This window comes from Microbacterium sp. 22296, from assembly GCF_052045385.1.
Lineage (GTDB): Bacteria > Actinomycetota > Actinomycetes > Actinomycetales > Microbacteriaceae > Microbacterium.
Genome location: NZ_JBQEOS010000002.1, coordinates 14,652 through 36,734 on the forward strand (window position 1 = coordinate 14,652; position 22,083 = coordinate 36,734).

General features: G+C 70.5%; 23 protein-coding genes. 6 read left to right on the plus strand and 17 right to left on the minus strand.

Annotated features, from left to right (window positions below; translation table 11 throughout):
• Window positions 1–27: 27 nt before the first annotated feature.
• Complete coding sequence (locus ACTJJP_RS03745) at window positions 28–2,736, plus strand: LuxR C-terminal-related transcriptional regulator (protein ID WP_440773693.1); 2,709 nt, start codon at window positions 28–30, stop codon at window positions 2,734–2,736.
• Between the two features lie 91 nt (window positions 2,737–2,827).
• Here ACTJJP_RS03745 and ACTJJP_RS03750 read toward each other — a convergent pair whose 3' ends face one another.
• The 10 genes from ACTJJP_RS03750 to dapA form a co-directional block, all read right to left on the minus strand.
• Window positions 2,828–3,274 carry a regulatory protein RecX gene (locus ACTJJP_RS03750; protein ID WP_440773694.1) on the minus strand — a complete coding sequence of 149 codons (447 nt, stop codon included), beginning with the start codon at window positions 3,272–3,274 and terminating at the stop codon, window positions 2,828–2,830.
• A 550-nt stretch (window positions 3,275–3,824) separates the two neighbouring features.
• Complete coding sequence (gene recA / locus ACTJJP_RS03755; protein ID WP_440773695.1) at window positions 3,825–4,886, minus strand: recombinase RecA; 1,062 nt, start codon at window positions 4,884–4,886, stop codon at window positions 3,825–3,827.
• Between the two features lie 354 nt (window positions 4,887–5,240).
• The gene (locus ACTJJP_RS03760) at window positions 5,241–5,465 is read right to left on the minus strand and encodes a DUF3046 domain-containing protein (protein WP_440773696.1); all 225 of its coding nucleotides are present in this window, start codon (window positions 5,463–5,465) and stop codon (window positions 5,241–5,243) included.
• 12 nt (window positions 5,466–5,477) lie between these two features.
• Window positions 5,478–5,786, minus strand: coding sequence for a helix-turn-helix domain-containing protein (locus ACTJJP_RS03765; protein WP_055957830.1), 309 nt, complete (start codon window positions 5,784–5,786; stop codon window positions 5,478–5,480).
• A gap of 192 nt (window positions 5,787–5,978) precedes the next feature.
• Complete coding sequence (locus tag ACTJJP_RS03770; RefSeq protein ID WP_440774151.1) at window positions 5,979–6,467, minus strand: CinA family protein; 489 nt, start codon at window positions 6,465–6,467, stop codon at window positions 5,979–5,981.
• A gap of 35 nt (window positions 6,468–6,502) precedes the next feature.
• A complete protein-coding gene (gene pgsA, locus ACTJJP_RS03775) occupies window positions 6,503–7,087 on the minus strand; it encodes a CDP-diacylglycerol--glycerol-3-phosphate 3-phosphatidyltransferase (protein ID WP_440774152.1) in 585 nt (194 codons plus the stop codon).
• Window positions 7,087–9,819 carry a DNA translocase FtsK 4TM domain-containing protein gene (locus ACTJJP_RS03780; protein ID WP_440773697.1) on the minus strand — a complete coding sequence of 911 codons (2,733 nt, stop codon included), beginning with the start codon at window positions 9,817–9,819 and terminating at the stop codon, window positions 7,087–7,089. Before ACTJJP_RS03780 ends, pgsA begins: the two co-directional genes overlap by 1 nt.
• A 50-nt stretch (window positions 9,820–9,869) precedes the next feature.
• Window positions 9,870–10,361, minus strand: coding sequence for an N-acetyltransferase family protein (locus tag ACTJJP_RS03785; protein WP_440773698.1), 492 nt, complete (start codon window positions 10,359–10,361; stop codon window positions 9,870–9,872).
• Window positions 10,362–10,521: 160 nt separating this feature from the next.
• The gene (locus tag ACTJJP_RS03790; RefSeq protein WP_440773699.1) at window positions 10,522–12,198 is read right to left on the minus strand and encodes a ribonuclease J; all 1,677 of its coding nucleotides are present in this window, start codon (window positions 12,196–12,198) and stop codon (window positions 10,522–10,524) included.
• A gap of 77 nt (window positions 12,199–12,275) precedes the next feature.
• Window positions 12,276–13,253, minus strand: coding sequence for a 4-hydroxy-tetrahydrodipicolinate synthase (gene dapA / locus ACTJJP_RS03795; RefSeq protein WP_058232286.1), 978 nt, complete (start codon window positions 13,251–13,253; stop codon window positions 12,276–12,278).
• A 95-nt stretch (window positions 13,254–13,348) separates the two neighbouring features.
• Between dapA and ACTJJP_RS03800 the strand changes: the two genes are divergently transcribed.
• On the plus strand, window positions 13,349–13,885 hold the full coding sequence (locus tag ACTJJP_RS03800; protein WP_440773700.1) for an NUDIX domain-containing protein: 537 nt from the start codon (window positions 13,349–13,351) through the stop codon (window positions 13,883–13,885).
• A 73-nt stretch (window positions 13,886–13,958) separates the two neighbouring features.
• Here ACTJJP_RS03800 and ACTJJP_RS03805 read toward each other — a convergent pair whose 3' ends face one another.
• From ACTJJP_RS03805 to ACTJJP_RS03815, 3 genes are read right to left on the minus strand one after another with little or no spacing between them, the layout of a single operon-like run.
• Entirely contained in the window at window positions 13,959–14,717 is a 759-nt protein-coding gene (locus ACTJJP_RS03805) for an SDR family NAD(P)-dependent oxidoreductase (protein WP_440773701.1), read from the minus strand.
• A gap of 1 nt (window position 14,718) precedes the next feature.
• A complete protein-coding gene (locus ACTJJP_RS03810) occupies window positions 14,719–15,216 on the minus strand; it encodes a dihydrofolate reductase (protein ID WP_440773702.1) in 498 nt (165 codons plus the stop codon).
• Window positions 15,213–16,022: a thymidylate synthase gene (locus ACTJJP_RS03815; protein WP_440773703.1), complete on the minus strand. Its 810-nt coding sequence runs from the start codon at window positions 16,020–16,022 to the stop codon at window positions 15,213–15,215. The genes ACTJJP_RS03810 and ACTJJP_RS03815 overlap by 4 nt, the downstream gene beginning before the upstream one ends.
• Window positions 16,023–16,198: 176 nt before the next feature.
• Between ACTJJP_RS03815 and ACTJJP_RS03820 the strand changes: the two genes are divergently transcribed.
• The 4 genes from ACTJJP_RS03820 (at window position 16,199) to ACTJJP_RS03835 (ending at window position 18,644) form a co-directional block, all read left to right on the plus strand.
• On the plus strand, window positions 16,199–16,636 hold the full coding sequence (locus ACTJJP_RS03820) for a TlpA family protein disulfide reductase (RefSeq protein WP_440773704.1): 438 nt from the start codon (window positions 16,199–16,201) through the stop codon (window positions 16,634–16,636).
• On the plus strand, window positions 16,629–17,201 hold the full coding sequence (locus ACTJJP_RS03825; RefSeq protein WP_440773705.1) for a DUF4395 domain-containing protein: 573 nt from the start codon (window positions 16,629–16,631) through the stop codon (window positions 17,199–17,201). Before ACTJJP_RS03820 ends, ACTJJP_RS03825 begins: the two co-directional genes overlap by 8 nt.
• A gap of 104 nt (window positions 17,202–17,305) precedes the next feature.
• Window positions 17,306–17,731 (plus strand): OsmC family peroxiredoxin, encoded by a 426-nt coding sequence (locus tag ACTJJP_RS03830; RefSeq protein ID WP_440773706.1) that lies wholly within the window; start codon window positions 17,306–17,308, stop codon window positions 17,729–17,731.
• Window positions 17,724–18,644, plus strand: coding sequence for a TIGR01777 family oxidoreductase (locus tag ACTJJP_RS03835; protein ID WP_440773707.1), 921 nt, complete (start codon window positions 17,724–17,726; stop codon window positions 18,642–18,644). The genes ACTJJP_RS03830 and ACTJJP_RS03835 overlap by 8 nt, the downstream gene beginning before the upstream one ends.
• Window positions 18,645–18,863: 219 nt before the next feature.
• Here the strand turns inward: ACTJJP_RS03835 and ACTJJP_RS03840 are convergent, their stop codons facing one another.
• The 4 genes from ACTJJP_RS03840 to ACTJJP_RS03855 all read right to left on the minus strand — a co-directional run bounded on the left by ACTJJP_RS03840 (window position 18,864) and on the right by ACTJJP_RS03855 (window position 21,948).
• Window positions 18,864–19,316, minus strand: coding sequence for a hypothetical protein (locus ACTJJP_RS03840; RefSeq protein ID WP_440773708.1), 453 nt, complete (start codon window positions 19,314–19,316; stop codon window positions 18,864–18,866).
• Window positions 19,313–20,125 carry a 4-hydroxy-tetrahydrodipicolinate reductase gene (dapB, locus tag ACTJJP_RS03845; protein WP_440773709.1) on the minus strand — a complete coding sequence of 271 codons (813 nt, stop codon included), beginning with the start codon at window positions 20,123–20,125 and terminating at the stop codon, window positions 19,313–19,315. The genes ACTJJP_RS03840 and dapB overlap by 4 nt, the downstream gene beginning before the upstream one ends.
• A gap of 117 nt (window positions 20,126–20,242) precedes the next feature.
• Window positions 20,243–20,845, minus strand: coding sequence for a histidine phosphatase family protein (locus ACTJJP_RS03850; RefSeq protein WP_440773710.1), 603 nt, complete (start codon window positions 20,843–20,845; stop codon window positions 20,243–20,245).
• Between the two features lie 77 nt (window positions 20,846–20,922).
• Window positions 20,923–21,948 (minus strand): aldo/keto reductase, encoded by a 1,026-nt coding sequence (locus ACTJJP_RS03855; RefSeq protein WP_440773711.1) that lies wholly within the window; start codon window positions 21,946–21,948, stop codon window positions 20,923–20,925.
• Between the last annotated feature and the right edge of the window lie 135 nt (window positions 21,949–22,083).

The window sequence follows — 22,083 nt, forward strand, 5'->3', positions numbered from 1 at the left end:
GTGGACAGACGGGTGCCAGGGGGAAGCATGGACAGCGACCGGAGGACGCTGCGCTCGGTGGAAGCGATCGGCGCGGATCGGGATGCAGGGGCGTGGGCGGCGCGCGTCCTGGACGGACATTCACTGGTCGTGGCGGGTCCGCGCGGGAGCGGCCGGAGCCACCTGTTGCGCGGGATCACCGCGGAGATCGAGCGCCTCGGCGGTCGGGCCGTCGTCCTCCATACCGCATCGGCTCTCTCGCAGCAGCCGTTCGGTGCTGTCCACGCCGCCGCCGAGCCCGCGCTCGCGATGCTGCGGACGCCCTCGGAAGACGGCGCGGGCATGGACGGCGTGCTCATCGTCGACGACATCGAACTCCTGGATGCCGAGTCGGCGCGGGCGATCGCCCGGTCCGTGGCATCCCGGAGACTCACCGCCGTCCTCGCTCAACGAACCCCCCGTCCGCGGGATGTCGGAACGGACGACGCCGCGGACGGCGCGCGTCGCGGCCTGCGGGATCTCTGGGTCGAGGGGTTGGCGCGACGCGTCGATCTCACCGAGCTGGCTGACGAGGACGCGTTCCGGCTCATCGACGTCTTCCCCGACGCGGGACTCCTCGACAGCCCCACACGCGCGGCGCTCGTGTGGCGCGCCGACCGCTCGAGGGCGCTCCTGCGACGCCTCGTCCTGCACGCCATCGCGGACGCACGGGCTGGTCGCGATCCGCTGGAGTCGTTCCGCACGATCGCCCCGCACAGCCGACTCGCCGTCGCACTCGAACGCCACATGTCCGAGATGCCCGTCGACGATCTCGAGAGCCTCGCCGTCATCAGTCGTCTCGCTCATCTCGAGACCGCCGTGGCGACCCGATTCTTCGACGTCGACAGCCTCCACGCGCTGACGGCGCGTGGCCTCGTGCACGCAGACCGCTCGCCGCAGCGCCGCCTCACCGCGAACGACCTCATCGCCCAGGAGGCGAGGCGTCGGCTGGGCGCTTCCCACGTCGAAGCCCTCGTCGACGCCGTGGGCCGACGGATGCTGGCCGAGTGCGACGAGTGGTGGAGCCCCGCCGTCGCCGTGACGGTCGCCCGACGCTGGCACCGTCTCGGGCCGGAGCGCTCGGGCGAGGCCGCCCACCCGCCGGCGGTCCGGGCACGCATCGCCCTGGACGCGGCGCGCGAGGCGAACGATCGCGGCGACGCGGCACACGCCGCCGCCTACGCGGCGCGGGGGCTGAGATCGGCGGACGTCCCCGCGCTCCGCGTCGAAGCGGAACTCGCCGCCCGCGCTCGCGTCACGGTCGACGGCGAGGCGGACGACGGCGGCAACGTCGACACGCGCCGCCGGATGGCGCGAGGCAGGGCCAAAGACGACGGGTACGAGCGGCGCGGAGAGACATCCCCCGACCGGACTCTCGCGGACTCCCGCGTCGACGATCTGCTCACCCATGCGTCACGCGAGGGCGCGCGGCTGGAGTGGACCGCAGCGGCCGAGGCCGCGGGACGCGCTGTCGCGGAGGTGTCCGCGTCACCGGCGGCACGCCTGCGCGCTCTCGTGGCAGCGGGCACCGCCGAGACCATCTCCGGCTGCTGGCGGCGGGCGCGTGTCTACTATCGCGCCGCGGAGCGCATGCTCGATGCGCGACACATCACCGATGGGCTCCTCGCCCGCGACCGGCTTGCGGCGCTCATATCGATGCTGGCGGGTCACCAGATCGCCGGAGCCGACGGCGCCGCCGTGCACGCCCGCCTCGAACGCGAACTGGCGCGAACCGCACGCGAGGGCGACGGGGCGGAACTGCCCCTGGCAGGGGCGGCGGCGGCGATCGCTTTCGCCGGAGCGGGGCGGGCCGCGGAGTCGCGCCGCGAGCTGGCATCGGCGATGTCGCGCACGCCATCGACCGTCCCCGATGTCGATACGACGTTGATCGAGCTGAGCGTCGCCGAGGAGCTCGCGTTGGCAGGCGGGTTCGACGACGCCCGCGCGATCCTCGCGCGTCTGGACGACCGCGGCATCCCTCTGCTGCGCCGCAGCAGCCTCTACGTGCAGACGACGATCCTCGCGGCCGAAGGACGCCACGATGCCGCCCGTGTCGCGGCCCGCGGCGCTGCCGAGCTGACGCGGGGACGCTCCGCGGCAGCCCTGCGCATTCGCGACCTGTTCCGATTGACCGCCCTGGGGGCCGCGAGCGAAGACGAGGTCGACGAGCTCGTGCAACTCGCCGCGACGACCGACCTGCCCCTGGCGGCCGAAGCGGTCCGGCGCGCGTCGGCACGATCGACGGCCGAGGAGGAACTCCCCGTCGACGAGCTCCGGCTGCACGCGCTGTGGTCGACGCGTGAGGTGAGCCGGCAGCATTCCGACGCGGTGATCGACTTCCCCCGCCCGCCGGAGCTCGGCATGGCGACGGGCGAACTGACGGCTCGCGAACACGAGATCGCGTTGATGGCCGACGAGGGGCTCACGAACCGCGAGATCGCGACACGGCTGTTCCTGTCGGTGCGAACGGTGGAGTCGCACATCTACCAGGCGCGGGCGAAGGTGGGTGCCGCGTCTCGCAGGGAGCTGGGACGGATGGTGGCCGCTCAGGCGGACCGGGCGCGGACGACGACGCGGTCGACGGCCGCGGCAGACGAGCGGGACCCGACGATGATCCATGGACCGCGCGTCGGTTCGCCCCCGAGCGGGAGGGCGACGGCCGCGGCAGACGGGCGGGACCCGACGACCTCCCGGTCGACGGCCGCGGCAGACGGGTAGGACCCGACGCCGGGCCATGAACCGTCCGTCGTGTCGCCCACGAATGGGCGGGCGACGGCGCTCCCCCGCCGACCGGAGGCGATGTCGCACCTCACTCGTCGGGAGTGAAGCGCACCCCGGAGGCGGGACGGGCGAACGACCGAGAACGGCCGATGCCCGCTTCCGCCAGGGCGGAGCGAGCCGCCGTCAGAGCGACCGACGAGGGATAACCCCGGCGACCCAGTTGTCCTGCCAGGCGGCGGAGCGCCGCCTCGTACTCCGCGCCCTCGACCGCGCGCACCTTCGATCGGGCGAACTCGAGTGCACGTTCGGCATCGTCATCGGGCAGCGCAGCGAGCGCCGCCTCCGCGACGTCTCGCGGGATGCCGCGTTTGCGCAGTGTCTCGGCCACCGCTCGGCGACCCTCGCCCCGCTTCTCGACCGCCGACATCGCCAGCTGCTCGGCGAACGTGGCATCGTCGAGGTACCCGAGATCGACGAAGCGGTCGACGATCTGGTCGGCGAGCACGTCATCGGCGCCTTCCGTGCCACGCACCACGGCGCGAGCTTCGGAGAGCGACAACGACCTCGACCGCAGCTTCCGCAGGAGCACTGCCTCGGCGTGCTGCCGTATCTCATCCGCCGATGCGACGTCGTCGGAGCCGCCGTCGTCGTGCGGCGCAGAGGGATCTGCGCCGCCGACGCGCGGGCTGGACACGTCGTCAACAGCGTCGAGGTCTCGAAGCGGCCGAAGGCGGGGGCGCCTCGCGGCAGGCCCACCCAAGGCATCGGCGGCGGCACCTCCCGGACCATCACCGGGGTCGCGCGCGAGCGACGGATGCGTGGAGGACGAGCGGCCACGGGAGCCGAACAGGGGAATGACCGGTGCGATGGCATCGACCCCGCCAGAACGCGGCAGGCCGTGAAGGACTCCCGCGCTCTGCCCGGACCCGCCCGACACCCCGTCGGACCCGTGGTCGTCACGCACCCCGTCGGACCCGTGGAGGTCACGCACTCCGGTCGACCCGTGGAGGTCACGCACCCCGTCGGACCCGTGGTCGTCGCCCGCCNGAGCGGGCGACGACCCGAACCGTTACCGTCGTCCGTCATCACGCCGGGCGACGTGCGGCCAGCTCGTCATCAGCGGGACCGGCCTCGACCGCCGCGACAGGAACCACGCCGATGCCCAGCTTGGTTTTGATCTTCGTCTCGATCTCGACCGCGATGTCGGGGTTCTTGATGAGGAAGTTGCGGGCGTTCTCTTTGCCCTGGCCGAGCTGCTCGCCGTCGTAGGTGTACCACGCACCGGACTTCTTGACGATGCCGTGCTCGACACCGAAGTCGATCAGGCTGCCCTCTCGGGAAATGCCGACTCCGTAGATGATGTCGAACTCGGCCTGCTTGAACGGCGGGGCCATCTTGTTCTTGACGACCTTGACGCGGGTGCGGTTACCCACTGCCTCGGTACCGTCTTTGAGGGTCTCGATACGGCGGATGTCGAGACGCACCGACGCGTAGAACTTGAGCGCTTTTCCGCCGGCGGTGGTCTCGGGCGAGCCGAAGAACACACCGATCTTCTCGCGAAGCTGGTTGATGAAGATCGCCGTCGTCTTGGTGTTGCTCAGGCCACCGGTGAGCTTGCGGAGGGCCTGCGACATGAGGCGGGCCTGCAGACCGACGTGCGAGTCGCCCATCTCGCCCTTGATCTCGGCCTCGGGGACGAGCGCCGCGACGGAGTCGATGACGACGAGGTCGATCGCGCCCGAGCGGATCAGCATGTCGGCGATCTCGAGGGCCTGCTCGCCGGTGTCGGGCTGCGACACGAGGAGGGCGTCGATGTCGACGCCGAGCTTCTTGGCGTACTCGGGGTCGAGCGCGTGCTCGGCATCGATGAACGCCGCGATGCCGCCGTTGCGCTGCGCATTGGCGATGGCGTGCAGCGTCAGAGTCGTCTTACCCGACGACTCCGGTCCGTAGATCTCGATGATGCGACCGCGCGGCAGCCCGCCGATCCCCAGCGCGGCGTCGAGGGCGATGGATCCCGTGGGGATGGTCTCGATCGGGGCGCGCTCGTCGCTGCCCAGTCGCATGACCGAGCCTTTTCCGAACTGACGGTCGATCTGGGCGAGGGCCGACTCGAGGGCCTTCTCGCGCTCTGCGGGTGAGGGCATGACATCTTCTTTCTGCTCGCGTTCCGGTCGCCTATAGGCTGTCGGGCCCCCCACCGACGGTGGGACAATCCGACAAGGCGTTCAGGTGTCGTTCGACGTTCTTCACGTTAGGGAGGGGCTCCGACATTGGTGTCGGAGCGTTGCCCGGATCGGGGAGGAACGCGTCGCTTCGCCTGCTGTGAAGGAGCCTACGCGCGTATCGAACGTAGTTTCGAGGACACGCCGGGAACTAATGTACGAATGTCCTCGATACGGCCGCTCTCCCGACTCCGACGGACGCCCGCCCGTGGCGAAGCCCGTGCGGCCGAGGCCCAGGTCGGGTGCGGGAGGCTCTGTCGAGCGCCTACGGGTCCGTCAGGAACGACGCGGTTCCAGCCGGCCGACACCGTAACGGCGCTCGTCGGGCACGTCGGTCTCTTCACACAGCGCCAGCCAGACCTCGCGCGGATCCACGCCCGCGGCCAAGGCATCGACGCTGGTTCGACCTCCGACCGCGGAGAGGACCAGATCGGTCAGCAGCGAACCTCCGCGCGCGCCGAACTCGTCGGCGATGGCGCGATCGAACTCGCTACGGCGCATCTTCGGAACGGATCAGCGCAGCGACAGCTCGGGCTCGACCGACGCCACGAGCTCGTCGGGGACCACGTCGGGGAAGGTCTGAAGACCCTCGAGCACCGACAGACGATCGCCGACCTGGCGCATGATGGTCGAGATGGGGACGTCGAGGGCCTCGGCCACGGAGGCGAGGATCTCGCTGGAAGCCTCTTTCTGACCACGCTCGACCTCGCTGAGGTAGCCGAGAGCCACACTCGCGCGGCTGGCGACCTGGCGGAGGGTGCGCCCCTTCTGCTGGCGGAGGTCACGCAGGACTTCGCCGATCTCTTGACGAACCAGGATCATTTGGGGGCCCTCCTCACTGCTGATTCCGTCGTCGCCCGGGTGGACGACTGTGAAACACCGTCTGTGGTCACCCTAATGCCGCGCGCTGTGCACCGGATGGGAATCGCTGGACGAAACCACGATGTGCGATCATTTGTTCCCGCGGTCCGCCGTGATGCGATGTCGGCGGCTGTTCGCCGCGATGCCGAGGCGTCACAGTGCGGCCAACGCACGTCGGATCGCGAGATGGGCGGTCTCGCGACGGATGCGTTCCCTGTCCCCCGCGATGACCAACGAGTCGACGCGGGTACCCAGCGGTGTCGATACGGCGATGTGCACAGTTCCGACGGGCTGACCGTCTTGCTCGTCGGGGCCCGCGACCCCGGTCGTGGCGATTCCGACGTCGGCGGCGACCCCGTCCCGGCCGAGCACGTCGCGCACGCCGCGCGCCATCTGTCGGGCGACACGGGGATGCACCGCACCGTGGGCGTCGAGGAGTGCCTGATCCACGCCCAGCACCCCGTGCTTCAGGTCGGTCGCGTAGGCGACGATTCCCCCGCGCACCGCGCGCGATGCGCCGGGGACGTCGACGAGAGACGAGATGACGAGGCCGCCGGTGAGGGACTCGGCAACGGCGATCGTCCACCCGAGCTCCCTCAGACGGTCGAGCAGCAGCCCGGCGCTTTCTCGGGGCGTTCGCACGACGGTTTCGTCGAAGTCCTCGGGGATCTCGTCGATCACCGGCGCCGGCGCTTCCGCGAGGCACGCACCTCGGTCACGAGGTAATCGATGCCCGACGCGATCGTCAGGACCACCGCGATCGTCATCGTCACCACGCTCGCCCACCACACGGCGCTCTGCCACGCTGCCGCATCCGACAGGCTGGCCAGCGGAAGGAGCGCGATGGACAGGGCGATGGATTGGAAGACCGTCTTGAGCTTGCCCATCCACGCGGCAGCCAGAACGTGATCGCTGACGACGATGAAGCGGTAGACGGTGATGCCGATCTCGCGCACGAGCACGACGATCGTGACCCACCAGGGGAGCTCGCCGAGAAGCGAGAGGCCGACGAAGGCGACCCCCGTGAGGACCTTGTCGGCGATGGGGTCGAGGAGCTTGCCGAGGTCGCTGACGATGTCGTACCGGCGCGCGATGTAGCCGTCGACGCCATCGGTGGCGATGGCCACGATGAACAGGACCGCCGCCGCCCACCGCAACCCGCCATCGGCGCCCGCGTCGGCCAGGAGCATCCAGAGGAAGATCGGGGCGCACAGGATGCGCGCGATCGTGATCGCGTTGGGCAGTTGCGGGTGCACGGCCATCAGTCGCGTCCCGTCAGCTGCCACGCGTCTTCCGAACCCTCGTCGTCGTCGTCGTCGCCGACCACCGGGAGACCGTCGAACTGCGCCTCGATGGGGTCGTCACCGTAGCGGTCGTCGGACGCCGGGGTCGCCGGCGCGGACGGGGTGTCGTCGCCGCGCAGGCGAGCCATCACCGCCGGTAGCTGTTCGTTGGTGACGAGCACGTCTCGTGCCTTCGACCCTTCCGACGGACCGACGATCTCGCGAGATTCGAGGAGGTCCATCAGACGTCCGGCCTTTGCGAAGCCGACGCGGAGTTTGCGCTGCAGCATCGAGGTCGACCCGAACTGGGTCGACACGACGAGCTCGGCGGCGGCGAGCAGCAGCTCGAGGTCGTCTCCGATGTCGGCGTCGATCTCCTTCTTCTCGGCCGCGGCCTGCACATCTGAGCGGTACTCCGGCCGCGCCTGCTGCGTGACGTGGGCGACGACCTTCTCGATCTCCTGCTCGCTCACCCACGCACCCTGCACGCGCAGCGCTTTGGAAGCGCCCATCGGAAGGAACAGCCCGTCACCCTGACCGATCAGACGGTCGGCGCCCGGCTGGTCGAGGATGACGCGGGAGTCGGTGACGCTGGTCACCGCGAACGCGAGACGAGAAGGGACGTTGGCCTTGATGAGGCCCGTCACGACGTCGACCGACGGGCGCTGCGTCGCCAGGACCAGGTGGATGCCACTGGCTCGGGCGAGCTGCGTGATGCGCACGATCGAGTCCTCGACGTCGCGGGGGGCGACCATCATGAGGTCGGCGAGCTCGTCGACGACCACGAGGAGGTAGGGGTAGGGCTTGAGGACGCGCTCACTGCCCACCGGCAGCTTCAGCTCACCGGCGACGACGGCCCGATTGAAGTCGTCGATGTGGCGGAAGCCGAACGACGCGAGGTCGTCGTAGCGCATGTCCATCTCTTTCACGACCCACTGCAGCGCCTCGGCCGCCTTCTTCGGGTTGGTGATGATGGGCGTGATGAGGTGCGGGACACCGGCGTACGAGGTCAACTCGACGCGCTTGGGGTCGATGAGCACCATGCGCACGTCGGACGGCTTCGCCCGCATGAGCAGGCTCGTGATCATCGAGTTCACGAAACTCGACTTGCCGGAGCCGGTGGAACCGGCGACCAGCAGGTGAGGCATCTTCGCGAGGTTGGCCACGACGAACCCGCCGCCGACGTCTTTGCCGACCCCGATGGTCATGGGGTGGGTCGAGGCGGTGGCGGCGTCCGATCGGAGAATGTCACCGAGCGTGACGATCTCGCGGTCGGCGTTGGGGATCTCGACACCGATGGCGCTCTTGCCCGGGATAGGGGCGAGGATGCGCACCTCGTTCGAGGCGACGGCGTAGGCGATGTTGTTGGTCAGCGCGGTGATGCGCTCGACCTTGACGCCGTGACCCACCTCGATCTCGTACTGCGTGACCGTCGGACCACGCGAGAACCCCGTGACGCGGGCGTCGACCTTGAACTGCTGCATCACGCTCTCGATGGCCGCGACGACCGCGTCGTTGGCGGCCGATCGCGCCTTCGGCGGCGTGCCGCTGGCCAGGGCGGTCACCGCCGGCAGGCGGTAGTTGGCCGCCGGCGGTGCACCGGCGTTGTCACCGCCGAGTCCGGATATGCCGGGCAGATCGTCGTCGTCGACGCTGTCGTCGACGGGCGAGTCGTCGTGGAGGCCGCGACCGGACGCCGCCGCCTGGAGCACGCGCGGGTCGAAGACCTCGGTGACCGCGTCGGGAGCCGGGGGCCGGGGCGGCGGCGTCACGGACGGTGTCGACACGCGTGATGTCGCGGGCTCGGGGGCGACGACGGCCGACTCGAAGCCCCCCTGCGGTGTCCCCGGCGACAGCAGCGTCGTGAGGTCGTCGGACCCGAGGGCGCCGTCGGTGTCTTCTTCGCGTCCCGAGCGGTTGCGCCGCCACCACGGCAGCGACTTCTCGGCGGGCGAGTCGTCGTCATCGTCGACGGGGAGCGCCTTGGTGGCCGGATCGGGACGCTCGGTGCGTTCGACGCCGAACATCCACGCGTAGAGCTCGCCCAGACGACGACCGATGCGGTTGGGCGGCGTCTTGGTGAGGATGAGCACGCTCAGCACCGCGAGCACGGACAGCGCGACGTAGGCGCCGACGTCGGTGAGCACCAGCGCGAGGGGCTCGCCGACGATCCAGCCGGCGATGCCGCCGGCCGTGCTCAGTGCGGGCAGGCCGCCTTCGTTGGGGACGGGACGCGCGCCCGCGACGTGCAGGAAGCCGGCGAGCGTCACGACGAACAAGCCGAAGCCGATCCCCACCCGCCCGTTGTCGTGGACGGACGCCGGGTGGCGGAAGAGCCACCCCGCGAGAAGGAGCAGCAGCACCGGCAGCACGAACGCGACGCGGCCCACGAGGGCGCCGAAGCTGTAGGCGCTGATGAGCGCAGCCGCATCCGTCCCGATAAAGAACCACTCCACGACGGCGCCGATCACGGCCAGCACGACGAGGAAGAAGGGGAACCCGTCACGACGCTGATCGCGCTCGAGGGTCTCGGGGCCGAACGCGCGGAACATGCCGCCCACGCCGTGGGCGACCGCCATCCAGGCGCGCACGGCTACAGCGGGCTTCTCGGGCTCATCGACATAGCGTTTGGGCGCGGGAGCAGGAGCCTTCGACCGCGTCGACCCCTTCGCGGGGGCGCGGCCGCCGGACGGGGACGAGGTACGAGCCATTCCTCCACGGTAGGCGGCACCTCCGACATTCGCCCGCACCGACGCGGGGTTCAGCGCAGCCGCTTGACCATGGCGTCGCGTCCGATCCCGCGGCGGACGACCGCGAAACCCTCCGACCGGTACAGCGAGACCGCGTAGTTGTCGCGCTCGACGCTCAGGCTGATGCGCGCGTAGCCTTCGCCGCGGGCATGGTCGGTGAGCCGCCGCAGCAGGGCGCGGCCGAGTCCGTGGGCCCTCCAGACCGGCCGAACGCCGATGATCAGTTCGGGGACGCCGGTGCCCACCCATCCGAAGCCGGGCTCGTCACGGGGCAGCATGCGGTACCACGCGGCACCCACCGGCTCGCCGCCGGGAGACTCGGCGACGAAACCGGCGTCGCCGGGACGGAGCCAGCCGGCGATGTACCTGCTGTACTCCGGACTGCTGATGATCTCGTGGCGCGGACGCGCGGCACCGGCACGCCAGTTGGCGGCCTCGACGGCCATGTCGGCCAAGAACACGCCGTCGGACCGGAGAGCCGCGCGAATCGGGAGAGCGGGCATGCCCGCATGATATCGACATGCGCCGCTCCGGACGGAACGGCGGGATCCGCGAGCCCGTCGCGCCCTCGGAGAGCCCTGGTCCGCGCGGCGCGACCACGGACACGTCTCGGCCGAGGAAACGACGAAGCGCCGCGGGCGAACCCGCGGCGCTCCGTGACGATCAGGCCTCGATGACCAAGGGGACGATCATCGGCCGACGACGCAACGACTGGTTGACCCAGCGACCGATGGTGCGGCGCACGACCTGCTGAAGCGCGTGATTGTCGCGGACACCCGACTTCGCCGCCTCCGCGAGGGCCGCGGCGATCTTCGGCTTGACGCTGTCGAAGACCTTGTCGTCCTCGGCGAACCCGCGCGCGTGGATCTCCGGCCCCGAGATGATCTTCCCGGTCGCCGAGTCGACGACGACGATCACCGAGATGAAGCCCTCCTCGCCGAGGATGCGGCGATCCTTGAGGTCGGCATCCGTGATCTCTCCCACCGACGAGCCGTCGACGTAGACGAACCCGATGTCGACCTGGCCGACGACCCGGGCGACGCCGTCGCGTAGGTCCACCACGGTGCCGTTCTCGCCGAGGATCGTGTTCTCTTCCGGGATCCCCGTCTCGCGCGCCAGCTTCGCGTTCGCCATGAGGTGGCGGTACTCGCCGTGCACGGGCAGGACGTTCTTGGGCTTGAGGATGTTGTAGCAGTACAGCAGCTCGCCCGCGGCGGCATGCCCCGACACGTGCACCTTGGCGTTGCCCTTGTGCACGACGGTCGCGCCGAGTTTGGTCAGCCCGTCGATCACGCGGTAGATCGCGTTCTCGTTCCCGGGGATCTGGCTGGATGCCAGGATGATCGTGTCGCCCTCGCCCGGTTCGATCGCGTGGTCGAGGTTGGCCATGCGGCTGAGAACCGCCATCGGCTCGCCCTGCGAACCGGTCGACATGTAGACGATCTTGTCGTCGGGAAGGTCGCGGGCCTTCTTGTAGTCGATCAGCACGCCGTCGGGGACGTTCAGATAGCCGAGGTCGGCGGCGATACCCATGTTGCGCACCATGCTGCGACCGAGCAGCGCCACGCGGCGCCCGTTCGCGTGGGCGGCGTCGAGCACCTGCTGTACGCGATGCACGTGGCTGGAGAAGCTCGCCACGACGACGCGACGCGGTGCACGCGCGATGACCTGGTCGAGCACGGGGCCGATCGCCTTCTCCGCGGGTGTGAAGCCCGGGACATCGGCGTTGGTGGAGTCCACCAGGAACAGATCGACGCCCTCTTCACCGAGCCGCGCGAAGGCGCGGAGATCGGTGATGCGGCCGTCGAGCGGCAGCTGATCCATCTTGAAGTCACCCGTGGCCAGCACCAGGCCCGCGGGCGTGCGGATGGCCACGGCGAGCGCGTCGGGGATGGAGTGGTTGACGGCGACGAACTCGAGGTCGAACGGACCGACCTGTTCGCGCTGGCCCTCTTTCACGGTCAACGTGTAGGGGCGGATCCGGTGCTCCTTCAGCTTCGCCTCGATGAGCGCGAGCGTGAGGCCCGAGCCGATGAGGGGGATGTCGCCCTTGAGCTTGAGAAGGTAGGGAACCGCGCCGATGTGGTCTTCGTGTCCGTGGGTGAGGACGACGCCGACGACGTCGTCGAGGCGGTGTTTGATGGGCTCGAAGTCGGGCAGGATCAGGTCGACCCCGGGCTGGTGCTCCTCGGGGAACAGCACGCCGCAGTCGACGACGAGGAGCTTGCCCTCGTACTCGAACACGGTCATGTTGCGACCGACCTCGCCGAGGCCGCCGAGCGGGATGACGCGCAGGGTGCCGGGAGCGAGGGCGGGGGGATCGTAGACGGTCGTGGGCATATTGCCTCCTCGGATGCCACTGCGTGGCATCCCTTCGTGTGGCGTCCCGTGCCGCGGATCGGCGGACGCCGATGTCGTTATCGCGTGGTGCCGTGCACCTTCGGCAGGGCACCGCCGGCGGCCGCATTGCGGTCGGGGCGGAAGTTGGAGAAGTCGGCACCGGCGACGTTCTTCACGAGGGCCAGCTCGTCTTCGATCACGGCGGCCTCCCACTCTTCGGGACCGACGAGGGGCAGACGCACGCGCGGGCTGCCGATGCGGCCGAGCCCGTGCAGGATGTACTTCGCCGCGACCGTGCCCGGTACGTGCGTCATGACGGCGCGCACGAGCGGCTCGAGGCCCTTGTGGGCGGCGGTGGCGGATGCCAGGTCGCCGGCGTTCACTGCGTCGACGATCGTGCGGTAGGGCGCCGCGGCGATGTTGGCCGTCACGCCGATGAGGCCCGACGCGCCGATCGAGAGGTGCGGGAGCACGTTGGCGTCGTCGCCCGAGAAGTACATCAGGTCGGTCTGGTTGAGCACGCGACTGACCTCGCTGAAGTCGCCCTTGGCGTCTTTGATCGCGAGGATGTTGGGGTGCTTGGCGAGGCGGAGGATCGTCTCGTACTTGATGGGCACGCCCGTGCGGCCGGGGATGTCGTAGAGGATCACCGGCAGGTCGGTCGCGTCGGCGACCAGGCGGAAGTGCGTCAGGATGCCGGCCTGTGTGGGCTTGTTGTAGTACGGCGTGACGATCATGATGCCGTCGGCGCCGGCCTTCTCGCTGGCCTTGTAGAGCTCGATCGCGTGGGCGGTCTCGTTCGACCCGCCGCCCGTGATGATCTTGGCGCGCCCGGCGGAGACGCTCTTGCCGACCTCGACCAGTCGCAGCTTCTCGGGGTCGGTCAGGGTCGAGGTCTCGCCCGTGGTCCCCGTGACGACGATGCCGTCGGCACCGGCGGTGATGACGTCGTCGATGTGCTTCTCGGTGGCGGGCCAATCGACTTCGCCGTCGGCGGTCATCGGGGTGATGAGCGCGACGAGCACCTGACCGAAGGGATTGCCGGAGTGCGTCATACGTCCAGGTTATCGGTTCGGCGGGCGCCTCCCCCGGTGGAGGGCGCCCGCCGGGGTGAACAATCCCCGACGACGGCGCGGCCTAGGGTGGCGGCATGGCCTGGAGCACCCGAGCGACGCGCACCGTGTACGAGAACCGCTGGATCCAGGTCCGCGAGGACGAGGTGACCGGGCCACACGGCGACGGCATCTACGGGGTCGTGCGAATGCAGCATCCCGCGGTGTTCGTGATCGCCCTCGACGACGCCGATCGCGTCTGTTTGATCGAGCTGGACCGCTACACCACCGGGCGCTCCATCGAGGTTCCGGCGGGGGGCTCGGACGGGGAGGATCCGCTGGCGGCGGCGCGGCGGGAGCTGCTCGAGGAGACCGGCGTCACGGCATCCGAATGGCAGCCCCTCGGGCGCATGAACGCCCTGAACGGCATCGCCGACGCCCCCGAGCACGTCTTCCTCGCGCGGGGTCTGACGACGGCGGATGCCACGACCTCGCAGCGCGAAGAGGGGATCGACGCCGCGCGCTGGGTGCCGTTCGCCGACGCGCTGCGGCTCATCGCCGACGGGGAGATCACCGACGGCGAGACGATCGCGGCGCTGGCCTTCGCGGGCATCCGCCTGGGACGGTTCCGCTGAGGACGCCCCGGCGGGCGGGTCCACGGGTGAAGGGCCCGGCGGGCGGCGCGCGGTGATCGGCCCGGCGGGCGGGTCAGCGTCCGCGCGAAGCCGCCCGCACCACGACGCCGTCCGGAAGCAGGCGCGAACCCGCTACGAGAGCTTTGTACCGCCACGATGGCACGCTCACCGCTCGCCCCCGGGCACAAGCTCGGAGCCCCTGCCGCACGACCGTCTCCGCGTCGAGCCACAGACCGGGGGTCACCCCCTCGTGACCCGGGGCGAGACCGAGACGCTCGTGGAAGTTCGTGTGGACGAAGCCGGGGCACACCGCGGTGACGGTGACTCCCCGGGGCCGGTAGACCACGTTCGCCCACCGGCTGAACGAGATGAGCCAGCCCTTCGCCGCACCGTAGGTACCGCGCGGGACGAAGCCCGCGACCGAGGCGACGTTGACGACGCGGCCGCTCCCCCGCTCCAGCATCGCCGGCAGCGCGGCGCGCGTGAGACGCATCGCCACCTCGACGTGCAGACGCAGGTGGCGCACCTCGTCATCGATCGCGTTCTGCTCGAACCTCAGATCGAGGCCGAATCCGGCGTTGTTCACGAGGACGTCGATGCCCCCGTCGCGCAGTCTCTTCTCCACGGCGGTGAGCGCCCCGTCGTCGAGAAGGTCGGCGACCAGGACCTCGGCGTGGCGGCCGTGCGCCTCACGCACGCCGGCGGCGACGGCGTCGAGGGCCGCGCGGTCGCGGGCGACGAGCACCAGATCGGCGCCGCGCGCGGCAAGCTGCCGGGCGAACTCGGCTCCCAGCCCAGAACTCGCTCCCGTGATCAGCGCCGTGCGGGGCATGTCACCCCTCGCGTCGGTACGTCTCGAACCGGTACCGGATGCCGCTGCGCGAGGTGTGCCAGCCGTCGTCGGGGTCGGCAGCGGCCCTCCGCCACCCCTCGGTCGACGGGGCGACGGTGTCGCCGTCGACCTCGAGGTCGAGCCGCGTGACCTCGAGCAGATCCGCCCGGGAGACGGCGTCGGCGTACAGCATCCCCCCGCCGATGACCCACGTGCGGTCGCCGGTCGCGAGCGCCACAGCCTCATCGAGCGAGCCTGCTCGCTCCGCACCCTCGGCAGACCAACCCGCCGTGCCGGTGACGACGATGTTGCGTCGGCCGGGAAGCGGACGGAACCGCGGGGGCAGCGATTCCCAGGTGCGTCGCCCCATCACCACGTCGTCGGTGCCGGTGATCTGACGGAAGTGCGCCATGTCCTCGGGGACGTGCCACGGCATCCCTCCCCCGGCGCCGATGACGCCGCCGCGCGCCTCGGCCCAGACCAGACCCAGGGATGTCATACCGCGACGGCCCCTCGGATGGCGGGATGGTGCTGGTACCCCTCGACGACGATGTCGTCGTAGGCGTAGTCGAGGATCGACGCCGGCGTGCGGGTGAAGCGCAGCACCGGGTACGGGTAGGGCTCGCGCGAGAGCTGCTCGGCGACTTGCTCGCGGTGGTTGTCGTAGATGTGGCAGTCGCCGCCGGTCCAGACGAATTCGCCGGGCTCGAGGCCCGTCTGCTGCGCGACCATGAGGGTGAGCAGCGCATACGAGGCGATGTTGAAGGGCACTCCGAGGAACATGTCGGCGCTGCGCTGGTAGAGCTGGCACGACAGCTTGCCGTCGGCGACGTAGAACTGGAACAGAGCGTGGCAGGGGGCGAGTGCCATATCGGGGATGTCGGCGGGGTTCCACGCCGACACGATCAGCCGACGCGAGTCGGGGTCGCGACGGATCTGTTCGACGACCTGGGCGATCTGGTCGATGGTGCCGCCGTCGGCCGTCGGCCAGGAGCGCCACTGCACCCCGTAAACCGGGCCCAGCTCGCCGTCGGCGTCGGCCCACTCGTCCCAGATCGAGACGCCGTTCTGCTGCAGCCACGAGACGTTGGACTCGCCGCGCAGGAACCACAGAAGTTCGTACACGATCGATTTGAGGTGCACGCGCTTCGTGGTGACGAGGGGGAAACCCTCGGCCAGATCGAAGCGGATCTGTCGCCCGAAGACGCTGGTGGTGCCGGTGCCCGTGCGATCGGACTTGTGCACGCCCGTCGCGAGCACGTCGCGGAGCAGGTCTTCGTACGGGGTGGGGATGTCGGCTGTCACGCGGTTCACGATACCCGCGTGAGAGCCGCGAAGAGGGCGCGCGCACGGCGCTCGGGCCGGTCTCCGGGTGAGGAGGAGGGATGCCGCTGCGCCTCCGCCGCGAGGGTTCCCGCAATCGGCGTCATGCAGCGACTCATCGGCCCCGAGCCCGTCCGCGGGCATTAGCGTTGCGTGTCGTGGATCTGACTCTCGCGCTCCTCTCGGTCGGCGTGCTCGTCGCCCTGACGGCCGTCGTCGGCCTCGTCCTGCGGCGCCGGCAGGGTCGCGCCCGTGCTGTCTCTTCGACCGAGGTCGTGGACGCCCGGAGCCTCGGCGCGGACGGACTCGGCGAACAGGCCACTCTGCTGCAGTTCAGCACCGAGATGTGCTCGCGCTGCCCGGGTGTGCGCCGCATGCTCTCCGAGGTCGCCGACGCGCGCGGCGGCGTGCGCCATCTCGACGTCGACCTCACCCATCGCCCGGACCTCGCGCAGCGCTTCCGCGTGCTGCAGACACCCACCACGCTCGTCCTCGACCGACGCGGATCGATCCGCACGCGGTTCGGCGGGACTCCCGGCCGCGCCGTCATCGAACTCGAGCTCGACCGAATGCTCACGGAGGACACCCATGCCTGACGTCTCGCGCATCGACGCCCGCGGCCCCCGCTTCGCGGCATCCGTCACCGCCGTCCTGCTGCTCATCGCGACGGTGCTGAGCCTGACCGGGGTGTCGACCCAGCGTGTCTCCGCCGGGTTCATCGCCGTCCAGCCGTCGTCGGGAGCGACTCTGGCCCCGGAGGCGTGGGCCGTGTCAGCCCTCCCCCTCGCCGCACGCGTCGTCGACCCCGGCTTCCTCCTGCTGCTCGTCGTCGCCCTGCTCTTCGTCTGGGGTGTCGCCGCGCCCCGAACCGCCCCGTGGGGCGTCCTGTACCGACGGGTGATCCAGCCGCGCCTGTCGCCCCCGACCGAGTTCGAAGACGCGCGTCCTCCGCGTTTCGCGCAGGGCGTCGGCCTCTTCGTGACCGTCGTCGGCCTGCTGCTGCACGTGGCCGGAGTTCCGTGGGCGCTGCCGATCGCGGCCGCGATGGCCTTCGTCGCCGCGTCCCTGAACGCCGTGTTCGGTCTGTGCCTCGGATGCCAGCTGTACCTCGTGCTCCAGCGTGCGGGCCTCGTCGGACGACGCGGTCCGGTCACCGCCTGAGCCTTCCCTCGACACGGACTGTCAAGGCCCGCCTCGCCCCGGTGGCCCTCATTAGGCTGGCCGCGTCGCGGTCATCGGGACCGCACGAGATCACGGAGGTTCCCATGGCCGTCACGAGCGAAGCAGCCACCGCCTGGAAGGGCAGCCTGTTCGAGGGATCGGGTGAGGTCACTTTCACCTCCTCGGGCATCGGCACGTTCGACGTGAACTGGAAGGCGCGCAGCGAGGGATCGAGCTCGGTCACCACGCCCGAAGAACTGCTCGCGGGCGCCCACTCGGCGTGCTTCAGCATGGCGTTGTCGAACGCCCTCGCCGACAACGGCACGCCGCCGGAGTCGGTCGACACGACCGCGTCGATCACCTTCAAGCCGGGCACCGGCATCACCGGCAGCCACCTCAACGTCAACGCGGTCGTGCCCGGCCTCGATGACGAGACGTTCCAGAAGATCGCCGCCGACGCCAAGGCCAACTGCCCGGTGTCGCAGGCACTCTCGGGCATCGACATCACCCTCGAGGCCACGCTTGCCTGAGACCCCTGCCCGACGCGTCGTCATCGCCGGCGCGTCGGGCCTCATCGGCTCCGCCCTCGTCGACTCCCTGCGCGGTGACGGGGTGCAGGTCACTTCGCTGGTGCGCCACGCCCCGCAGGGCCCGCACGAGGTGCAGTGGCTGCAGGATGCCGCTCCCCTGGACCCCGCCGTGCTCGCGGGCGCCGACGCGGTGGTCTGCCTCAACGGCGCTTCGATCGGACGCTTCCCCTGGACGCCGTCGTACAAGAGCACGCTGCTGTGGTCGCGCATCACCCCCACCCGCACCCTCGCGACCGCGATCCGGGCGCTCGGCGACGATGCTCCCGCTCTGATCAACGCGAGCGCGACGGGGTACTACGGCTCCCAGCCCGGCGCGGTCCTCACCGAGACCTCTTCGCGCGGCGAGGGTCTCCTCGTCGACATCTGCGTCGACTGGGAGGAGGCCGCGCGCTCGGCGGGCGATCGCGCCCGCGTCGCCCTGCTGCGCACGGCGCCCGTCGTGCACGAACGGGGTGTGCTCAAGCCCCTCCTGCTCCTGACGAAGCTCGGCGTCTCGGGTCCGATCGGACGCGGCACCCAGGTGTGGCCGTGGATCACCCTCGACGACGAGGTGCGGGCCATCCGACACGTCATCGACTCCGACCTCGCCGGCCCCGTGAACCTGACCGGTCCCACGCGGGCGACGGCCAACGACCTCGGCTTCGCGCTCGCGCGACGCATGAACCGCCCGTACGTTCTGCGGGCGCCGGTGTGGGGCGTCAAGCTCGCGCTCGGAAAGGATGCGACCGAGGCCCTCCTCACCTCGGATGCCGACGTGCGTCCGGTGGCGCTGGAGGACAGCGGCTTCACCTTCACGCATCGCACGGTCGAGGAGGCCGTGGCATCCGCCGTTCCCGCCCCCGGCGCGGACTAGGACGCATCCCCGTCCCTGGCGCGGGTCACCACGGCAGGGACTCGGGTCGGACATCCCGACGCGTGGCACCGGCCCGCCGGGCACGTGCTCCTGCAGGCCGGGCCCGTCGGGCGCGCAGTCGTACAGGGCGGGACCGCTCCGCTCGCGATGGTGCAGGCGGGGGCGAACGCGCATCCCGTGCGCACGCGCAGCCCGCGCGCGGGGCCGTTGCTCGGGGACTCAGGCCGCGCGACGCTCCGCGCTCTCCAGCCGGATCGCGGTGCGGACCGCCGCGCGAGCACGGCGACGGTCTCCTGCCGCGTCGTAGGCGAGTGCGAGACGATATCGGGCCCGCCAGTCATCGGGGTGGGCCTCGACGTCGGCGCGGTACCGCGGGAACAGGGCATCGCCGTCTTCCCGCTCGATGCGCCCGCTCGGTCGCACCGGCAGGTCTTCGTCGGGAAGGCCCCCCTCGGCATCCAATCGTTCGCCGAGCTGTTGGGCACGGACCCCGAACCACAGTTCGCGGCCGATCGCCCACAGGGCCAGCAGCGGCAGCACGATCAATGCGACGCCCATGGCGATGGCGACGGGCTCGCCGCTGGTGACCAGGATGAGGGCGCGTTGCCCCGCCAGCACGACGTACAGCAGAAGAAGCACCGTCATCAGCGCGACGGCCACGCGAACCCTCATGTGCTGGTGACGCCGGCGACCTGGCCCGACACGTCGCCGTCGGCGACGGGCGCCTCCGGCGCCGCGGGACGAGTTCGCACCCCGATGTCGATGAAGCTGTCGAGACCGATCACGACACCCCGCGCCTCGCGCGCGGCAGCCAGGGCGATCCGGATGCCGGGGGCGTAGGCCGTGGCCGGGTCGACGGTGTCGTGCACGATGGTCAGCGACTCCCCCGCCCCCGAGAGCACCGTCTCCTGCCGGGCGACGACGCCCGGCCGCCGCAGCGAGTGGATGGGGACCGATGCGACACGCTGACCGCGCGCACGCTGGTCGACGTGCGGGGACTCCACGGGTCCGACGTCGGCCCGCGCGGCGGCGATCAGCTCGGCCGTGCGCACTGCGGTGCCACTCGGCGAATCGACCTTCGTCTCGCGGTGCGCCTCGATGATCTCGATCGAGGGGAAGAAGGGGGCCGCGGCGGCGGCCAGCGCACTGCCGATCACCGACCCCAGCGAGAAGTTGGGGATGAACACCGCGCCGGTGCCACTGGCCTCGACGAGGGGTCGCACGAGAGCGATCCGTTCGTTCGACCATCCGGACGTGCCGATGAGGACGTTGATGCCGCGCTCGATCGCCGCGCGCACGACATCGATCGACACCGCCGGAGTCGACGCATCGACGACGAGGTCGGCACCGTCGAGATCGGCGAAGTCGGAGCGCGAGCCCAGCACCGCGGTGACCTCGTACCCCTCTTCAGCCTCGATGACCTGGCGGATCACCCCGCCGAGCTTGCCGGTTCCGCCCACGATTGCCACGCGTGTCGTCATGCGATCCAGCCTAGGCGGCAGTGCGCGCGGTGGCCGGGCTCTGTCCACAGACGCGCCGCGTCGTGGACGATGTGCCTCGCGATCGCCCCTGTCCGGGCACGGGCCGGCCCCGGGATCTCACACGGGAAGCGGGTCGACCAACCCTGTCCGCAGTTCGACCGGAAGGTGCGCGAGATCGTTGTGCGAGAGCAGGGTCCAGGGGCGGCCCTTCTTCTGCGCGATGACGGTGAGACCGCAGAACGCCTGGTTGATCGTCATCCACCGCCAGTCGGGCGCCTGCAGCACTTCGCGCACGAACCACGAGATGACGAAGTTGTGGGTGATGACGAGCTCGTGCACCTCGCCGGCCTTGCGAGCGAGGAATTCGGCGGTGGCGTCGGCCATCTGCGCGCGTCCCGCGTCGATCTCGGCCTCGGTGACCGATCCGAAGAACGGTTCGTACGCGGCGGGCGTCTCGGGGGTCATGCCCGTCGGCACGCAGTCGAACAGCAGCGCCGACGACACCGGCGACACCGCCGGCAGACGATCGGCCACGGCGCGCGCCGTCTGGGCCGCACGCTCGAGGGGCGAGTGCCACACGGCGTCGAGAGGGAGCCCCGAAAGCCGATCGGCGAGCAGAGCGGCCTGACGCTGACCCCGCGGAGACAGGGGGCCGTCGGTGAGCCCGTGCTCGGCATCCTGGTGCTCGCCATGGCGCACCAGGTAGATGTAGTGCGTCACGTCAGCCCACCCCGTTGTCGATCTGCCGTCCCCCGGCCGGTCCTTCCAGCCTACGTCACGCCCCCGCGGACGGGACCTCACTCGGCGGCGCGCGCGATATCCGACAGCTGAGCCCGGCTGAGACGCACGCCCACGGCGCGCATGCACTCCACGACGTGGCGCGGAGCGTAGGCGTTCACGATGGGCGCGGTGACGATCTTCTGGGCGAGCAGCCATGCCATGGCCACGGCGGCATCCGGGAGTCCCAGTTCCATGCCGACCGCGTCGAGCGCGCGGAGCACCCGTGACCCCCGACGGTTCAGGTTCGCCGCGACCTGGGTGCCGCGCACCGACTTCGGCGACTGGCCGCGCGTGCGGGTCTCTCCCGCCAGGAAGCCGTGCGCGAGCGGATGCGACGGGGTGACGGCCATGTTCTGCGCCGCGGCGATCAGTCGCACGTCGCCGTCGAACTGCGTCCGATGCAGAACGTTGTACGGCACGTCGAGCACCGTGATGCGCGGGTATCCCGCGGACGACAGGATGCGCGCCTCGACGAGCTGCGCCGCGCTGTAGCCGTGGGCGCCGATCGCGCGGACCTTGCCCGAGTCGACCAGCCACTCACTGGTCGCGAGGGTGTCTTCCAGAAGCCCACGACCACCGGAGGCGGCGTCGAGCGACAGCACGTCGATGCGGTCGGTCCCGAGACGGGTGAGCGAGGCTTCGACCGCGCGCACGAGGTTGACCGAGTCGAGGCCCGGATGATCGGGATGGCCGCCGACGCGCACGGTCAGAACCGTGTCGTCGCGCGTCCCTCGCGTGCGCAGCCACTCGCCGAGGATGAACTCGCTGCGCCCTGCCGCATAGCCGTCGGCCGTGTGCAGGGCGTTGCCGCCGAGCTCGGCGTAGGCGTCGAGGATCTCGTAGCTCTCGCGGGCGTCGACGTTCCAGCCGAACTCGCCGCCGCCGAGGAAGAGGGGGAAGACCGAGAACCCGGTCTCGCCGAGCGGTACCCGCACGTGCGATCCGAGGCCCGGCCCCTGGAGCGTGACGGGCGCGGACGGGTGAGGTGCGCGATCGCGACGCAGGCGCGGCGTGGCCGTCTCGTCGACGCCCGAGCCGCTCATGGGGTCCTCTCAGGTGCCGGGCGACGGTACGGCCGACGCCGTATCAGCACGCCCCCCGACGTACTTCGAGGGTATTCGCTCACCCAGGATGGGCTGACGTTTCACCCGGCTCGCCGATAAACATTGCGTAACGCT

Excerpts from the sequence above, each read along its gene's own strand:
- ACTJJP_RS03745 (WP_440773693.1), top strand. The coding sequence starts at position 28 with ATGGACAGCGACCGGAGGACGCTGCGCTCGGTGGAAGCGATCGGCGCG.
- recA (WP_440773695.1), bottom strand. The coding sequence starts at position 4,886 with ATGCCCTCACCCGCAGAGCGCGAGAAGGCCCTCGAGTCGGCCCTCGCC.
- ACTJJP_RS03760 (WP_440773696.1), bottom strand. The coding sequence starts at position 5,465 with ATGCGCCGTAGCGAGTTCGATCGCGCCATCGCCGACGAGTTCGGCGCG.
- ACTJJP_RS03765 (WP_055957830.1), bottom strand. The coding sequence starts at position 5,786 with ATGATCCTGGTTCGTCAAGAGATCGGCGAAGTCCTGCGTGACCTCCGC.
- pgsA (WP_440774152.1), bottom strand. The coding sequence starts at position 7,087 with ATGGCCGTGCACCCGCAACTGCCCAACGCGATCACGATCGCGCGCATC.
- ACTJJP_RS03780 (WP_440773697.1), bottom strand. The coding sequence starts at position 9,819 with ATGGCTCGTACCTCGTCCCCGTCCGGCGGCCGCGCCCCCGCGAAGGGG.
- ACTJJP_RS03785 (WP_440773698.1), bottom strand. The coding sequence starts at position 10,361 with ATGCCCGCTCTCCCGATTCGCGCGGCTCTCCGGTCCGACGGCGTGTTC.
- ACTJJP_RS03790 (WP_440773699.1), bottom strand. The coding sequence starts at position 12,198 with ATGCCCACGACCGTCTACGATCCCCCCGCCCTCGCTCCCGGCACCCTG.
- dapA (WP_058232286.1), bottom strand. The coding sequence starts at position 13,253 with ATGACGCACTCCGGCAATCCCTTCGGTCAGGTGCTCGTCGCGCTCATC.
- ACTJJP_RS03800 (WP_440773700.1), top strand. The coding sequence starts at position 13,349 with ATGGCCTGGAGCACCCGAGCGACGCGCACCGTGTACGAGAACCGCTGG.
- ACTJJP_RS03805 (WP_440773701.1), bottom strand. The coding sequence starts at position 14,717 with ATGCCCCGCACGGCGCTGATCACGGGAGCGAGTTCTGGGCTGGGAGCC.
- ACTJJP_RS03810 (WP_440773702.1), bottom strand. The coding sequence starts at position 15,216 with ATGACATCCCTGGGTCTGGTCTGGGCCGAGGCGCGCGGCGGCGTCATC.
- ACTJJP_RS03825 (WP_440773705.1), top strand. The coding sequence starts at position 16,629 with ATGCCTGACGTCTCGCGCATCGACGCCCGCGGCCCCCGCTTCGCGGCA.
- ACTJJP_RS03830 (WP_440773706.1), top strand. The coding sequence starts at position 17,306 with ATGGCCGTCACGAGCGAAGCAGCCACCGCCTGGAAGGGCAGCCTGTTC.
- ACTJJP_RS03840 (WP_440773708.1), bottom strand. The coding sequence starts at position 19,316 with ATGAGGGTTCGCGTGGCCGTCGCGCTGATGACGGTGCTTCTTCTGCTG.
- dapB (WP_440773709.1), bottom strand. The coding sequence starts at position 20,125 with ATGACGACACGCGTGGCAATCGTGGGCGGAACCGGCAAGCTCGGCGGG.
- ACTJJP_RS03855 (WP_440773711.1), bottom strand. The coding sequence starts at position 21,948 with ATGAGCGGCTCGGGCGTCGACGAGACGGCCACGCCGCGCCTGCGTCGC.